This is a genomic window from Kitasatospora sp. NPDC127035, assembly GCF_042726075.1.
GTDB lineage: Bacteria > Actinomycetota > Actinomycetes > Streptomycetales > Streptomycetaceae > Kitasatospora.
This window is the reverse complement of record NZ_JBHXDN010000115.1, coordinates 715-15,458: the sequence shown is the minus strand read 5'-3', so window position 1 is coordinate 15,458 and position 14,744 is coordinate 715. Positions and strand designations below refer to the sequence as shown.

Sequence of the window (14,744 nt, the reverse complement as noted above, 5' to 3'; positions counted from 1 at the left end):
GTTCAGCCACGTCCCGCTGATCGACACCGCACTACGGCTGACCGCCTGCGGCGGCGCCTACCTCTCCGCCCAGCCGGACGGCTCCGCCGCCGACCGGGCGGCCGAGCAGGCCACCGTCTGAGCCGGCGTGCCCGGGGGGCCGCGGGCCGTCCCCCGGGCGGGCGGCACCGGTGCGCGGTGGCGCCCGGTGGCGCCCGGCAGCCCGGTGGTGCCCGGCAGGGCTCAGTGGTGGCCCTGGACCAGTTCGTCGTAGGTGCTGAGGACCTGCGCCACGGTGGCGGCCTCGTCCGGCCAGGTCTCCGCCTGCTGCCGGCCGGCCGCCGCCAGCCGCGCGCGGCGCGCCGGGTCGGCCAGTAGCTCGCGCACGGCCCGGCCGAGCGCGACCGGATCGCCGGGCGGGACCAGCACCGCGGCGTCGCCGACCAGCTCGGGGATGCCGCCGACGGCGGTGGCGACCACCGGCACACCGGCCCGCATCGCCTCCTGCACCACCAGCGAGCGGGCCTCCCAGCGGCTGGAGACCACCAGCGCGTCGGCGGCGGCCAGCAGGTCGGGGACGTCGGTGCGGTGTCCGAGCAGGCGGACCGGCAGCTTCTCGGCGGCCGTCCGCTCCCGCAGCCCGGCCGCCTCCGGGCCGTCACCGGCGAGCAGGACCAGCGGCTCGGGGTCCAGCGCGGCGAACTCGCGGGTGGCGTCCAGCAGCAGCCCGAAGGCCTTCTGCGGGGCGAGCCGGCCGACCGCGAGGACCAGCGGACGGTCCGGACCGCCGCCGAGCAGCTCCGTCCGGACGGCGGCCCTCTCCAGCCGGACGTCGGGGGCCGGCGGGGCGGCGACCGGGCCGAGCCGGGCGTCGGTGGCGCCCAGCTCGCGGGCCCGGGCCACCAGGTCGGAGGAGGCGCCGAGGACGAGGTCGGCGGCGCGCGCCACCCGGCGTTCCATCAGCCGCTGGAGCCGCCGCTCCATGCCGGTGGCCAGCAGCGCGTGGTGCGAGGTGACCACCAGCGGCGTCTCCGGGCGCAGGCCCGGGAAGCGGCCGGCGGTGCGCAGCGCGAGGTCGGAGAGGAGCGCGGCCCGCAGGCCGTGGGCGTGCACCACGTCGGCGCCGGTGAAGGCACGGCGCAGTTCGCCGATCGCGTTGGCGTCGCTGCGGGCGCCCGCGGTGGGGGTGATGTCGACCAGGTGGAACCTGGCGCCGGTTCGGGAGAAGCCGAACAGCGCGTCCGTGCCGGCGGGGGCGCACACCGTGACGGTCACTCCGTGCGCGACCAGGCCCTGTGCCAGGGAGCGCACGTGCGCACCGATGCCGCCGGTACTGGCGGCCAGGACGAGCACCACCTGCAGCTGCCCCCGTTCGGGGCTGGCCGCGGTGGCCCGGGCGGCGGAATGGTCCACGTCGTCTCGCATCCGACTACTCGATCAGGTACGGGCGCCTGCGGCGAGGGTTTCCCGCCTGCGGCGCTCGGGACTGGAAGGCCAGTGTCCAGCCGCCACCATGCCAGGTCGGCGGCCCTCTTGGACAGTCGGCGCCCCCGGTGGGGCGCGTCGTGGCGGGCCCGCGCGGGCCCGCCGTCGGACCGGCCCGTCCGGAGAGCCCCGCCGCCCCGCCGGACCGTCTCCCGGGGGTGGCGGGGCACGGGAACGGCGGGGCGGCGGGGGCCGTCCGGCGGGTCGGTCTAGCGGGGGCGGGGAGCCCGGGCGGCGGCCAGCAGTTCCTCGGCGTGCGCCCGGCCGAGCTCGGAGTCCTCCAGGCCGGCCAGCATCCGGGAGAGCTCGCGCACCCGTTCCTCGTCGCTCAGCACCTTGACGCCGCTGCGGGTCACCGTGCCGTCGTTGGTCTTCTCGACCACCAGGTGGCGATCGGCGAACGCCGCCACCTGCGGCAGGTGGGTGACCACGACGACCTGCGCGCTCTCCGCCAGCTTGGCGAGCCGGCGGCCGATCTCGACCGCCGCCTTGCCGCCGACGCCCGCGTCCACCTCGTCGAAGAGGTAGGTGGGGACGGGGTCGGCCCCGGCGAAGACCACCTCGACGGCGAGCATCACCCGGGAGAGCTCACCGCCGGAGGCGCCCTTGGCGATCGGACGCGCCTGGGCGCCCGGGTGCGGGGCCAGCAGCACCTCGACCTCGTCCACGCCGTGCGGGCCGTAGGCGACCGTCCGGCCCTCGACCTCGATCCCGGACAGGTCGTCGACCTGGCTGATCGCGAAGGTCACCCGGGCGTGCGGCATGGCGAGTTCGGCGAGTTCCGCGGAGACGGCCCCGGCGAAGCGGCCGGCGGCGGTCTGGCGGGCGGCCGAGACCTCGGTCGCGAGGTCGGCGAGCTCGGCGCGCAGCGCGGTCTCCTGGGCGCCGAGCTCGTCGATGCGGTCGTCGTCGCCGTCGAGCTCGGCGAGCCGGCCGGCGCCGGCCTCGGCCCAGACGAGTACCTCGGCCAGGGAGTTCTCCGGGCCGCCGTACTTGCGCAGCAGCTGGGCCAGGACGGCCCGGCGGTCCTCGACACCCGCCAACCGGACGGGGTCGGCGTCCAGGTCGTCGGCGTAGCCGGCCAGGTCGCCGGCCACGTCGGCGAGCAGGTAGCCGACCTCGTCGAGCCGGTCGGCGAGGGCGGCGAGCCGCTCGTCGTGGTGGCGGACGGCGTCCAGGGCGCGGCGGGCCTGGGCGACCAGCGTGCCGGCGTCCAGCGCCTCCGGGTCGGCCGGGTCGCCGGCCAGCGAGGCGTGCGCGAGGGTGGCGGCGGAGGAGAGCGCATCGGCGTGGCCGAGCCGCTCGGCCTCGGCGGACAGCTCCGCGTCCTCCCCGGCGACCGGTTCGGCGGCAGCGACCTCGTCCAGCCCGAAGCGGAGCAGATCGGCCTCCTGGGCGCGCTCGCGGGCCCGGGTGGTCAGCTCCTCCAGGGTCGCGGAGACCTCGCGCAGCCGCCGGTAGACCTCGCGGTAGCGGGCCAGCGGCTCGGCGACGGTCCCGCCGGCGTACCGGTCCAGGGCGCCGCGCTGGCGGGCCGGGCGGAGCAGCCGCTGCTGGTCGGTCTGGCCGTGCACCGCGATCAGGTCCTCGCCGATCTCGGCGAGCAGGCCGACCGGGACGGCCCGGCCCCCGACGAAGGCGCGGGAGCGGCCCTCGGCGGAGACGGTCCGGCTGATCAGCAGCGCGCCGTCGTCGAGTTCCGCGCCGGCCTCCAGGGCCCGGGCCGCCGCCGGGGAGCCCTCGGGCAGTTCGAGGCGGCCCTCGACGACCGCGCGCCCGGCGCCGTTGCGCACCAGGCCCGGGTCGGCGCGACCGCCGAGCAGCAGGCCGAGGCTGGTCACCACCATGGTCTTTCCGGCGCCGGTCTCGCCGGTCACGGCGGTGAAGCCGGGGGCGAGTTCGACCACCGCGTCGTCGATGACCCCAAGATCCCGTATCCGCATCTCGTCCAACACGGAGACGACCTTACGAGGTTCCGCACCCGGTGCGCGACGAGCGACAACGACGCGCGGCAACTCGATGCCCGGAAGTTCATCCGTTCCAGGGCGTTTACGTGGGGGTTTGGGTGGCGTTTCCCGGCGCGACACGCGCGGCGGACCCGGCGGCGGTCGGCACGGTGCACCAAGGCAGGAAGAACTGCGCGAGTGGGCCGATGGCCAGCGCGTACGCGACGGTGCCGACGCCGGCGGTGCCGCCCAGCAGGAGTCCTGCGGCCAGCACGGTCAGTTCGATCCCGGTGCGGAGCAGCCGCAGCGAGCGGCCGGTACGCCGGTGCAGGCCGGTCATCAGACCGTCGCGCGGGCCCGGGCCGAGCCGGGCACCGATGTAGAGGCCGGTGGCGAGGCCGTTGAGGACGATCGCGCCGACCATCAGTGCGATCCGGGCCGCGAGCGGGCCGGGGCTGCCGGCGACGCGCAGGGTGAGGTCCATGGCGGCGCCGATGACCAGCACGTTGGCGACCGTGCCGACGCCGGGGAGCTGGCGCAGCGGGATCCAGAGCAGCAGCACCAGCGCGCCGCAGATGGTGACCCAGGCGCCGACGGAGAGGCCGACGGTGCGTTGCAGGCCCTGGTGGAAGACGTCCCAGGGGTCGAGGCCGAGCCCGGAGCGGAGCATCAGGCCCATGCTGGCGCCGTAGAGCACCAGGCCGACGAGGAGCTGTGGGAGGCGCCGGCCGAGCGCGTGGGTGTCGCCGAGCACCCGGACGGCGAGCCCGGGCCGTTCCGGGGCGGCCGTCGCGGTCGGCGACGTGGTGGTCGGGGGCGTGGTGGTCGGGGGCGTGGTCGTGGTGGCCATGGAATCTCCGGCGGGTGGTGCTGCACGTCCGGGGGTGCCGCCCCGGCGGTGGCGGACCCGATGGCCGCCCTGTCATGATGGCCAGGCCAATAGCGCCCGCTCCAGGGCCAATCACGAGCAAGTGGACTGATGAGCCATGGCCGACTGGCAGACCACCGTCACTCCCCCGGCACTCGCCCGGCTGCTGGCCACCGCCCGGCTGCCCGAACCGGCCGGCGCCCGCCGGCCCGCGTACCGGACGCTCGCCGGCCAGGTCCGGCTCCTGGTCTCCGAGGGCCGCCTCCCGGTCGGCGCCCGGCTGCCGGCCGAGCGCGAGCTGGCCCTCGCCCTGCAGCTCAGCCGCACCACCGTCGCCACCGCGTACGAGGCCCTGCGGTCCGAGGGCTACCTGCACAGCCGGCGCGGCTCCGGCAGCTGGACCGCCCTGCCCGAAGGCGCGGCACCGCCCAGCGACGCCCTGCACCCGGTGCCGCCGGACGAGCAGGGCCGCACCCTGGACCTCGGGGTGGCCGCCCTGCCCGCCCCGCAGCCCTTCCTCTCCGAGGCCGCCGCGCGGGCCGTCGAGCAGCTGCCCGCGTACGCCGCCGGGCACGGCCACTACCCCACCGGCGTCCCGGTCCTGCGCGAGGCGGTGGCCCGCCGCTACACCGAGCGCGGACTGCCGACCACCCCCGACCAGATCCTGATCACCATCGGCGCGATGGGCGCCCTGCACCTGGTGCAGCGGGTGCTGATCGGCCGCGGCGACCGGGTCGCCGTGGAGGCGCCCAGCTACGCGCACACCCTCCAGGCGCTGCGGATCAACGAGGCCCGCCTGGTCCCCGTGCCCTACGCCTGGTCGGGCGCACCCCGCCGCGGAGCCTCGCGGACACCGGACCGGGCCGCGCCGGGCGGGTCACCACGGCCGGAGTGGGACCTCGCCGAGTGGCGCCGGGTGCTGAGCGGCGCCGCGCCCCGGGTCGCGTACGTGATCCCGGACTTCCACAACCCGACCGGCGCCCTGGTCGGCGAGGAGCAGCGGCGCGCACTGCTGGCCGCCGCCCGGACCGCCGGCACGGTGGTCCTGGTCGACGAGACCACCGCCGAACTCGGCTGGGGCGTCCCCGAGGGAACCGGGGTGCCCCGCCCGACCGCCGCACTGGACCGCTCCGCCCAGGTGGTCACGGTCGGCTCGGCCGGCAAGCTGCTCTGGGGCGGCCTGCGGATCGGCTGGGTGCGGGCCGCGCCCGCGATGATCCGCCGGCTGGCCACCGAGCGCGTCTACAGCGACGTCGGCGCCCCCGTGCTGGAGCAGCTGATCGCCGCCGAACTGCTCGGCGAGCAGCAGCTGCCGGCCGTCCGCGCCCACCAGCTGACCCGGCTGCGGGACACCGCCGAGGCACTCACCACCGCGCTGGGCGAGCACCTGCCGCAGTGGCGGTTCGCCGTCCCGCCCGGCGGCCTGGCGTTCTGGGTCTCCACCGGCACGCTCTCCGGCGCGGCCCTGGCCCGGGCCGGCGAGCACGGCGGCGTCCGGATCGCGGCCGGCAACCGGTTCGGCTCCGACGGGGCCTTCGAGCACCACATCCGGATCCCGCTCACCGTGCCGGCCGCCGCCGTGCCCGACGCCGTACGACGGCTCGCCGCCGTCGCCGCCCGGGCCGCCGACGGCGGTCGCTGGCACGGCGCCGACGAGAGCCACCCCCTGGCGGTCTGACGCCTCCTCGGACCCGCCGGACCGTCAGCCGGTGTCGGCCCGGCCGCGCCAACCCGTCACCGGGAGGGCGAACTTGGCCACCAGCCGATCGGTGAACGGCGCCCGGTGCAGCCTGGCCAGCCGCACCGGCGTCTGCCCGCGACGGACCTCCACCCGGGCGCCGGCCGGCAGTTCCACGGAACGCCGGCCGTCGCACCAGAGCACCCCGTGCGGCGTCTTGGGCTGCACCTCCACCGCCAGCACCGAGTCCGGCGAGGTCACCAGCGGACGGGCGAACAGCGCGTGCGCACTGATCGGCACCATCAGCAGCGCCTCCACCTCCGGCCAGACCACCGGCCCGCCACCGGAGAACGCGTACGCGGTCGAACCGGTCGGGGTCGCGCAGACCACCCCGTCGCAACCGAAGTTGGAGACCGGGCGGCCGTCCACCTCGGTCACCACCTCCAGCATCCGCTCCCGGGCCGCCTTCTCGATCGACGCCTCGTTCAACGCCCAGTCGTGGTGCACCACATCGCCGTTGGTCCGGACGATCACGTCGAGCGTCATCCGCTCCTCGACCTCGTAGTCGGCGTCCACCACCCGCTCGACCACCACCGCCAGGTCGTCCCGCTCCGCCTCCGCGAGGAAGCCCACCCGGCCCAGGTTGATGCCGAGCATCGGCAACCCGTGCTCGCGCGCCAGCTCCGCGCCGCGCAGCAGCGTGCCGTCCCCGCCCGCGACCAGGATCAGCTCGCAGCCGTCCGCCGCGCCGGGCCCCCCGGCCACCCGCTCCACGCCGTCCGGAAGGTCCAGGTCGACCGCCTCGGCGGCCAGCAGCCTGATCCGGATCCCCGCCTTCAGCAGGCCGTGCACCAGGCCCTCGACACTGCGCAACGCCGTCTCGCGGCCGGTGTGCGCGATCAAGAACACCGTACGTTCGTCACTCATGCCCGCTGCCCTCTCCCTACGCCGCCGGGCCGCCCTCGGCCCGGTACGGCCGCGCCACCCAGCATGACGGACCGGACGTCCGCAGAGCAGCCTATCGGGGGCCTTCGGCGACGGCCCGGTCCGCCTCCGCCGGGTCCAGCTGCGGCGCGTCCCGGCGCAGCCAGAGGAAGTATTCGACATTTCCGGACGGGCCGGGCAGCGGACTCGCGGTGACCGCCCGCACGCCCAGCCCCTGGGCCCACGCCTGCCCGGCGACCTGGCGCACCATCTCGGCGCGCAGCTGCGGGCTGCGCACCACCCCGCCGCTGCCGAGGCGCTCCTTGCCGATCTCGAACTGCGGCTTGACCATCAGCACCAGGTCCGCGTCCGCGGCGGCGCAGCCCGCCAGGGCCGGCAGCACCAGGCCCAGCGAGATGAAGGAGAGGTCGCCGACCACCAGGTCTACCGGGGTGCCGCCGATCAGCTCCGGGGTCAGCTCGCGCACGTTGGTGCGGTCCATCACGGTGACCCGCTCGTCGCTCTGCAGCGACCAGGCCAGCTGTCCGTAGCCGACGTCCACCGCCAGCACGTGGGCGGCCCCGGCCCGCAGCAGCACGTCGGTGAAGCCGCCGGTGGACGCGCCCGCGTCCAGCGCGCGCCGGCCCTCGACGACCAGGCCCTGCGGCACGAACGCCGCGAACGCCCCGGCGAGCTTGTGGCCGCCGCGCGAGACGTAGTCGGGATCGTTCTCGTCCTCGGCCACCACGACCGCCGCCGAGGTCTCCACCTGCGTGGCCGGCTTGGTCGCGGTGCTGCCGCCGATGGTCACCCGGCCGGCCGCGATCAGCTCGGAGGCGTGCTCCCGCGACCGGGCCAGCTTGCGGCGGACCAGCTCCGCGTCGAGTCGGCGTCGTGCCACTGCCACTGGTGTTTCAGCTCCTACAGGTGGTTCGTTGCCCGGTCAGTCCCGGTCGAGGGCGGCCAGCGTGTCGGCGAGCCGCTGGTGAACATCTTCGTACACCGGGACGTGCCCGTCGGTCGGCACCCCGTCCAACGCCTCCAGCCGGGCCGTGCCGGCGTCCACCGCCGGATGGCCGGTGGGGGTCAGCTCGACGCCGAGCGGCAGCGGCTCCTCGGCGAGCAGCGCAGGGGAGGGCCCGGACGCGGGCACCGAGCCGTGGACGGGGTCGGGGCCGGGCTCAGGCATCGGGCTTCTTCGTGGTGGTGGTCCGGCGGACGGTGGTCTTCCTCGTCGCGGTCCGCTTGACGGGCGGCTCCTGCCCGGTGGGCTGCTTCGCCTCCCGTGGCGGCGCCTTCCTCGCGGTCGCGGTCTTCTTGACCGCCGTCTTCTTCACCGGGGTCTTCTTGGCGGCGGCCTTCTTCGCAGCAGGCTTCCCGTCCGCGTCCCCGTTACCGGCACCGGCACCGGCCGCCGTGACCGGCCCGGCCGCCGTCTTCTTCGCCGCCGCCTTCTTGCCGGCGGCCTTCTTGGCGGTCGCCCTCGTCACGGCGGGCTTCTCCACCGTGCTCCGGTCGGCCGCGGACGCTCCGGCCGCGGTCTTCCCCGCCGCACCCTGAGCCGGCTTCTCCGCCGCGCCCCCGGCCGACGGCCCCGCAACGGCCGTCCCGTTCGGCGGCACCGGCGGGTCGACCTCCACCGGCTCGTCGACCTCTATCCGCTCGGACGTCGCCGACCCGTCCGCCGCAGCCGCGACACCCGCGCCCGGAGGCTCCTCCTCCCAACCGTTCTCGAACAGCCCGCCGGCCCGGGGCGCTGGCGCCGGTCCGGGCTCGGCCGGCCGGGGCCCGCCGTCCTCCTCGACCTCGCGCAGCTTGCTCTCCAGGTAGGCCAGCACGACACCGACCTTGGTCACCTGGTCGCCGACCCTCTCGAAGACCTTCTCCACCTCGCCGCGCGCCACGCCGACCGCCAGGTCCACCCCGGCCCGCCCGGCGGTCACCGCCTCGCCCGCCAGCGTCTGCAGGGACCGCGCCGACGGCGGGAACTGCTCGTTCAGCCGGCGCTCCACGTCGGTGACGTCGATCCCGCCCTTCTCCAGCAGACCGGCCGCCGTCCCGAGGACCCGCTTGCCGACCTCCTCCACCAGTACGGCGGCGGCCTCCACCGCTTCTCGCACCGTCTTCGGCAGCATCCGGGTGCCTCCCATTCGCCTGCACGCATCGCGTCGACGCCGTTCGGTGCCCGGGCGAATCCGGGCATCCCACCGACGACGCTACCGCCAAAACCCTCCTGCGGTACCGTGGCCGCCAGTCACCCGCCGCCGAGCACGGCCCGTACAGGGGAGTGGACCCGCCGCCATGGCCAACGCCGAGGAGTGCCGCGAGGCGCTCGAACAGCTCAGCCGGAACATCGCCAAGTCCAACGGCGACGTCCGCAAGGCCGCCGAACTGGACCGCTCGCTGAGCTGCCGGATCACCGACCTCGACCTGACCTTCACCGGCCGGCTGCGCGACGGCAGCATCCAGGACCTCGGGCACGCGCCCGGAGCCCCCACCGAAAAAGCCGACATACGACTCACCATGTCGAGCGACGACCTGGTCGCGGTGGTCGGCGGACGCCTCGGTTTCGCCTCCGCCTGGGCGGGCGGCCGGATCAAGCTGGAGGCCGGCTTCCGCGACCTCCTGCGGCTGCGCACCCTGCTCTGACCCCGGCCGGACCGGGTCCGGACCGACGCTGCGGTCCGGACCCGGCGGGCACCGGCTCAGAACCCCAGCTCGGCCAGCGCCTTCCGCCCGTCCACCGGCTCGCCGGCCGCGTCCAGCGCCGTCCACGCCGCCGCGCAGAGCGCCCGCAGCCCGTCCCAGCGGTCCGCCCCGTCGCCTTCCAGACGCAGCACGCCGTCCTCGGCCACCGCGACCCAGCCGCCGCAGCCGAAACCGCCGCCGGCCACCGCGTCCACCGGCGCCTGCGCGGTCAGCAGCCCGCGCAGGTCCTCCGCCAGGTAGGTCGGCCGGTGCTCGACCGGCGCCGCCAGCAGCTGCCCGGCCGTGGTCACCCCCGTGAACACCAGCAGGCTGTCCACCCCGCCGTTGAAGGCGCCCTCGATGTCGGTGTCCAGCCGGTCCCCGACCACCAACGGCCGCTTCGCGCCCGTCCGCAGCACCGTCTCCCGGTGCATCGGCGGCAGCGGCTTGCCCGCCACCTCCGGCTCCACACCGGTCGCCGCACGCACCGCCGCGACCAGCATCCCGTTGCCCGGCGCGATCCCGCGCGCGGTCGGCACCGTGACGTCCGTGTTGGACGCCACCCACGGCAGCCCGGACTGCACCGCGTACGAGGCCTCCGCCAGGTGCGTCCAGCCCACCGAGGCGTCGAAGCCCTGGACGACCGCCTGCGGCTCCTCGGCCAGCGTCCGGACGGCCACCAGGCCGCGCTCGGCCAACGCCTCCTCCAGCCCCAGACCGCCCACCAGCAGGACCTTCGCCCCGGCCGGCAGCTTCTCCGCGAGCACCCGGGCCGCGGCCTGGGCGGAGTTGATCACGTCCTCCGGTTCGGCCGGCACCCCCAGCTCGGTCAGGTGCGCCGCCACCACCCGGGGCGGACGGGACGCGTTGTTGGTCACGTACGCCAACCGCATCCCCGTCTCCCGGGCGACCGCCAGCGAGTCCACGGCGTGGTCGATCGCGTTCGGTCCGGCGTACACCACACCGTCGAGGTCCAGCAGTGCCGTGTCGTACGCCTCGGTCAAGGGCAGCTCGCTGCCGCCCGGGGCGCTCCGTCGTACGGTGGTGGCCGTCTCGGTCATGCCTGCTCTACCTCACTCATCGCGTCGGTCGTACTCGTCGGTCGGGCGCGTCACACCGGACTCACTCGGCACGCCGGTCCCGCTCATCGGTCGGTTCCCGGCTCTCCCTGGTTCCCGGCTCCTGCGCGGACGCCCGGTTACCGGCCGCCTCCGCAGGCTCCGACGGGCCGTCGGAGCCGCGCGGCGGCTCCAGATAGCCCGGCGCCCCCGGCACCAGCGGGCCGAACGCCCCGGCCCGGGCGGCCAGGGTCGCCCGGGTCTGCCGCAGTGCGGCCCGGTAGTGGTCGGTGTCCGGCCGCATCGCCACGGCCAGCGAGAGGTGCTCGGCGGAGGTCTCGAAGTCCCCGAGCCTCGCCGCCGCCACCCCCCAGCCGAACTGAGCGTAGTCGTCCGAGGGATCGGCCAGGGCCACGGCCCGGAAGTTCTCCAGCGCCGCCGCGTACGACCCGGCGTCGAACTGCGCCCGGGCCAGCATCTCCCGGATGCTGCGCGAGCCCGGCTCCGCGGCGGCCGCCCGGGTCAGCAACTGCTCGGCCGCCGCCGGGTTGCCCTGTGCGAGGAGCTTCCCGCCCCGGCGGAACCACTCGTAGACGTCCCCGGCCGGCTCCCCCGGCCGCCCCTGCTGCTCCGGCAGGCCCCCGCCTCCGGCGGCCCCGTCGATCCGCTCGTTGCGATCGTTCACACCGAACCTCGCCCTCGGTCACGACACCCGCCCACCGGACCGGCACGGGTGTTCCGATCTCTGAACAACGCGTACCCGATTACGATGCCCAGAATGAGCTCACCCAGTGCAGAAAGCGGAGCGGAGTCTCCGCAGGGCGGCCCCGGCAATCCCGGACACGTCGCCACCGCCGGTCTGTCCCTGTCCCCCTTCCGCGGCCTGAGGTACGACCCCGACCGGGTCGGCGCACTGGCCGCCGTGACCTCACCGCCGTACGACGTCGTCGACCCCGGCCGCCGGCTCGACCTGGAGACCGCCGACCCGCACAACGTGGTCCGGCTGATCCTGCCGAGACCCGAGCCCGACGACACCGGGGACCGCCCCGACCGCGACACCCGCTACCGGCACGCCGCCCGGCTGCTGCGCGAGTGGCAACGCGAGGGCGTCCTGGCCGCCGACCCCGAGCCGGCGCTCTACGTCTACGAGCAGCGGGTACCCGCCGGCGACGACACCCCCGAGCTGCTGCAGCGCGGCCTGATCGGCGCCCTCGCGGTGAGCGGCAGCGAGGCCGGCGTGGTCCTCCCGCACGAGGACGTGATGCCCCGCCCGGTCGCCGACCGCGTCGGGCTGATGCGCACCACCCGGGCCAACCTCGAACCGCTGCTGCTCACCTACCGCGGCGACGGCCGGGCGGCTGGCGTGGTCGAACGGGCCGTCCTGGGCGGCCCCGTGCTCACCACGACCACCTCCGACGGCACCCACCACCGGCTCTGGGCCGTCACCGACCCCGCCGAGATCGCCGAGATCACCCGCGACCTGGCCACCTGCCGGGCGCTGATCGCCGACGGCCACCACCGCTGGGAGATGTACCTGCGGCTCCAGCGCGAGCACCGCCACCTCCCGCGCAGCCCCTGGGACCGCGGCCTGGTCCTGCTGGTCGACACCGCCCGCTACCCCCTGCGGGTCCGGGCGATCCACCGGGTGCTGTACCGCCTTCCGGTGGCCGAGGCCCTGGAGAAGCTCGGCGACCAGTGGCAGGTCAAGGAGATCCCCGGCCCCCTCGACACCGCGCTGCAGGCCCTGGCCGAGCAGAAGCAACACGGCGGCAGCGGCTTCGTGCTCACCGGCGGGGACGGCGTCTACTGGCTGGTCGGCGAGCCCGACGAGGCCCTGCTCGACGCCACCGTGCCGCAGGACAAGCCCGAGGAATGGCGCCACCTGGACGCGACCGTCCTGCACGCCACCCTGCTCGACCACACCTGGCGGGTCCCCGACGGGCCGGACGACATCGGCTACCTGCACACCGCCACCGCCGCCGAACGCGAGGCCGCCCGCAGCGGCGGGACCGCCGTGCTGCTGCACCCGGTGCGCGAGAGCGTGGTCCGCCGGCTCGCCGAGCAGGGCGTCACCATGCCCCGCAAGTCCACGTCCTTCGGCCCGAAACCGGCCACCGGGCTGGTCCTGCGCAACCTCGAACTGGGCTGAGCCCCGGGAGCGGAAGTCACCGGAAAGCAGTGAGGCCCTGCCGCACCCCGGGAAATCCCGGGGTGCGGCAGGGCCTCACTCGGTCCTACGGCATCCGCTGCCGACTACTTGGCGTCCTCGGCCCGCTCCGGCACGACGCCGTCGAAGTCCTCGTCGATCTCGAGGTCGTCGTCGTCGTAGAACTCCTCGACGTCCTCCTCGTCCTCGAAGATCTCACGCTCGTCCGTCGAACCGCCGCTGCTCTTGGCCTTCGCCACGGGCTTGTCGGCCGGCTCGTCGTCGTCCGCCAGCTCCGGGTCGAGCGCGTCCACGAACTCCAGGCCGTCGATCTCGGCCAGACGCTCGGCGGCGTTGGTCGAACCCTCGGTGTCGGCCTCGGTCGCCTTGACGAACCAGTCGCGGGCCTCGTCGGCACGATCGGCCGCGATCAGCGCCTCGGCGTACGCGTACCGCAGTCGCGCGGTCCACGGGTGCACGGCGCTGGAGGCCAGCTCCGGGCTCTGCAGGGTGACGACGGCGGCGTCGAACTGCCCCATGTCGCTGCGCGCACCGGCCGAGACCAGACGCATCTCGACCTGGCCGGCCTTGTCCAGCTGCTTGACCTCGGGCTCACCGGCCATCGCCAGCGCCCGCTCCGGGCGGCCCAGACCGCGCTCGCAGTCCGCCATCACCGGCCACAGGTCGGCACGGCCGGTCATCCGGCGGGCGGCGCGGAACTCGGTCAGCGCCTCCGAGTAACGCTGGGTCATGTACGAGGCGAAACCGGCGGCCTCACGGACGGCGGGGACGCGGGAGGCGAGCCGCAGCGCGACGCGCGAGTACTGGTAGGCCTCCTCCGGCTCGCTGTCGAGCAGGCGGGCGACCATCACCAGGTTGCGGGCGACATCGTCGGCGAGCGTCTTGGGCAGGCTCTTGAGCTCCTGGCGGACGTCCCCGTCCAGCTCGAAGCCGGTGACGTCCTCCGGGATCGGCAGGCGCTTGACGGGCTCGTAGTTGCCGCGGCGGTCGTCCTGGTCACGGCCGTAGCCGCCGCCGGACGGGCGGTCGTCGCGGCCGCGGTAGCCACCCCGGTCGCCACCGCGGTCGTCGCGGCCACGGAAGCCGCCGCCGCTACCACCGGAGGGGCGGTCGTCACGACGGAACCCGCCGCGGTCACCACCACGGTCGTCACGGCCGAACCCACCGGACGGACGGTCGTCACGACGCGGACGGTCGTCACGGTCGTCACGACGGAAGCCCGAGGGGCGGTCGTCACGGTCACGGCCAAAGCCGCCGGAGGGGCGGTCGTCGCGACGGAAGCCGCCACGGTCGCCACCACGGTCGTCGCGGTCACGACCGAAACCACCCGAGGGGCGATCGTCGCGACGGAACCCACCGCCACTGCCACCCGACGGGCGGTCGTCGCGGTCACGGCCAAAGCCGCCGGAGGGGCGGTCGTCGCGACGGAAGCCGCCACTGCCGCCACGGTCGTCACGGTCACGACCGAAACCACCGGACGGACGGTCATCGCGACGGAACCCACCACCGCTACCACCGGACGGACGGTCGTCACGGCCACGGTAACCGCCGCCACTGCCGCCACGGTCGTCACGGTCACGACCGAAACCACCCGAGGGGCGGTCGTCGCGGCCACGGTAACCGCCACCACTGCCGCCCGAGGGGCGGTCGTCACGGCCACGGAAGCCGCCGCCACTGCCGCCACGGTCGTCACGGTCACGACCGAAACCACCGGACGGACGGTCATCGCGACGGAACCCACCACCGCTACCACCGGACGGGCGGTCGTCACGGCCACGGAAGCCGCCACCGCTACCACCCGAGGGGCGATCGTCACGGCCACGGAAGCCGCCACCGCTACCACCCGAGGGGCGATCGTCACGGCCACGGAAGCCGCCGCCACTGCCGCCACGGTCGTCACGGTCACGACCGAAACCACCGGACGGACGGTCATCGCGACGGAACCCACCAC

The 14,744-nt window shown here is 75.5% G+C and carries 13 protein-coding genes and 1 pseudogene; 3 read left to right on the top strand and 11 right to left on the bottom strand.

Annotation, left to right across the window (positions count from 1 at the left end; translation table 11 throughout):
- Positions 1-222: 222 nt before the first annotated feature.
- The 3 genes from ACFWIC_RS39650 to ACFWIC_RS39640 all read right to left on the bottom strand — a co-directional run bounded on the left by ACFWIC_RS39650 (position 223) and on the right by ACFWIC_RS39640 (position 4,260).
- A complete protein-coding gene (locus tag ACFWIC_RS39650) occupies positions 223-1,404 on the bottom strand; it encodes a glycosyltransferase family 4 protein (RefSeq protein ID WP_355407003.1) in 1,182 nt (393 codons plus the stop codon).
- 269 nt (positions 1,405-1,673) lie between these two features.
- On the bottom strand, positions 1,674-3,407 hold the full coding sequence (gene recN, locus ACFWIC_RS39645; RefSeq protein ID WP_380521944.1) for a DNA repair protein RecN: 1,734 nt from the start codon (positions 3,405-3,407) through the stop codon (positions 1,674-1,676).
- A 106-nt stretch (positions 3,408-3,513) separates the two neighbouring features.
- Positions 3,514-4,260: a YitT family protein gene (locus ACFWIC_RS39640; RefSeq protein WP_380521941.1), complete on the bottom strand. Its 747-nt coding sequence runs from the start codon at positions 4,258-4,260 to the stop codon at positions 3,514-3,516.
- Between the two features lie 136 nt (positions 4,261-4,396).
- Here ACFWIC_RS39640 and ACFWIC_RS39635 point away from each other — a divergent pair, with 136 nt between their 5' ends.
- Positions 4,397-5,956 carry a PLP-dependent aminotransferase family protein gene (locus ACFWIC_RS39635; RefSeq protein ID WP_380521939.1) on the top strand — a complete coding sequence of 520 codons (1,560 nt, stop codon included), beginning with the start codon at positions 4,397-4,399 and terminating at the stop codon, positions 5,954-5,956.
- Between the two features lie 24 nt (positions 5,957-5,980).
- Here the strand turns inward: ACFWIC_RS39635 and ACFWIC_RS39630 are convergent, their stop codons facing one another.
- From ACFWIC_RS39630 to ACFWIC_RS39615, 4 genes are all read right to left on the bottom strand, one after another.
- Positions 5,981-6,883: an NAD kinase gene (locus tag ACFWIC_RS39630; protein WP_329874428.1), complete on the bottom strand. Its 903-nt coding sequence runs from the start codon at positions 6,881-6,883 to the stop codon at positions 5,981-5,983.
- Between the two features lie 91 nt (positions 6,884-6,974).
- Positions 6,975-7,781, bottom strand: a complete 807-nt coding sequence (locus ACFWIC_RS39625; RefSeq protein WP_329874448.1) for a TlyA family RNA methyltransferase — start codon at positions 7,779-7,781, stop codon at positions 6,975-6,977.
- Positions 7,782-7,823: 42 nt separating this feature from the next.
- Complete coding sequence (locus ACFWIC_RS39620; RefSeq protein ID WP_329948051.1) at positions 7,824-8,069, bottom strand: hypothetical protein; 246 nt, start codon at positions 8,067-8,069, stop codon at positions 7,824-7,826.
- Positions 8,062-9,015: a hypothetical protein gene (locus ACFWIC_RS39615; RefSeq protein ID WP_329948052.1), complete on the bottom strand. Its 954-nt coding sequence runs from the start codon at positions 9,013-9,015 to the stop codon at positions 8,062-8,064. Before ACFWIC_RS39615 ends, ACFWIC_RS39620 begins: the two co-directional genes overlap by 8 nt.
- A 166-nt stretch (positions 9,016-9,181) precedes the next feature.
- Here ACFWIC_RS39615 and ACFWIC_RS39610 point away from each other — a divergent pair, with 166 nt between their 5' ends.
- The gene (locus ACFWIC_RS39610; RefSeq protein WP_329874435.1) at positions 9,182-9,529 is read left to right on the top strand and encodes an alkyl sulfatase C-terminal domain-containing protein; all 348 of its coding nucleotides are present in this window, start codon (positions 9,182-9,184) and stop codon (positions 9,527-9,529) included.
- A gap of 56 nt (positions 9,530-9,585) precedes the next feature.
- Here the strand turns inward: ACFWIC_RS39610 and ACFWIC_RS39605 are convergent, their stop codons facing one another.
- Entirely contained in the window at positions 9,586-10,629 is a 1,044-nt protein-coding gene (locus tag ACFWIC_RS39605) for an HAD-IIA family hydrolase (protein ID WP_380521935.1), read from the bottom strand.
- A gap of 61 nt (positions 10,630-10,690) precedes the next feature.
- Entirely contained in the window at positions 10,691-11,311 is a 621-nt protein-coding gene (locus ACFWIC_RS39600) for a tetratricopeptide repeat protein (RefSeq protein WP_329948054.1), read from the bottom strand.
- Positions 11,312-11,404: 93 nt separating this feature from the next.
- Between ACFWIC_RS39600 and ACFWIC_RS39595 the strand changes: the two genes are divergently transcribed.
- Positions 11,405-12,775 carry a DUF1015 domain-containing protein gene (locus tag ACFWIC_RS39595; protein WP_329874442.1) on the top strand — a complete coding sequence of 457 codons (1,371 nt, stop codon included), beginning with the start codon at positions 11,405-11,407 and terminating at the stop codon, positions 12,773-12,775.
- 104 nt (positions 12,776-12,879) lie between these two features.
- On the opposite strand, the gene ACFWIC_RS39590 is transcribed toward ACFWIC_RS39595, so the two are convergent.
- Positions 12,880-13,749, bottom strand: coding sequence for a hypothetical protein (locus ACFWIC_RS39590; RefSeq protein ID WP_329874450.1), 870 nt, complete (start codon positions 13,747-13,749; stop codon positions 12,880-12,882).
- Between the two features lie 18 nt (positions 13,750-13,767).
- Positions 13,768-14,744: pseudogene (locus tag ACFWIC_RS39585) on the bottom strand (hypothetical protein); the annotation flags it as partial.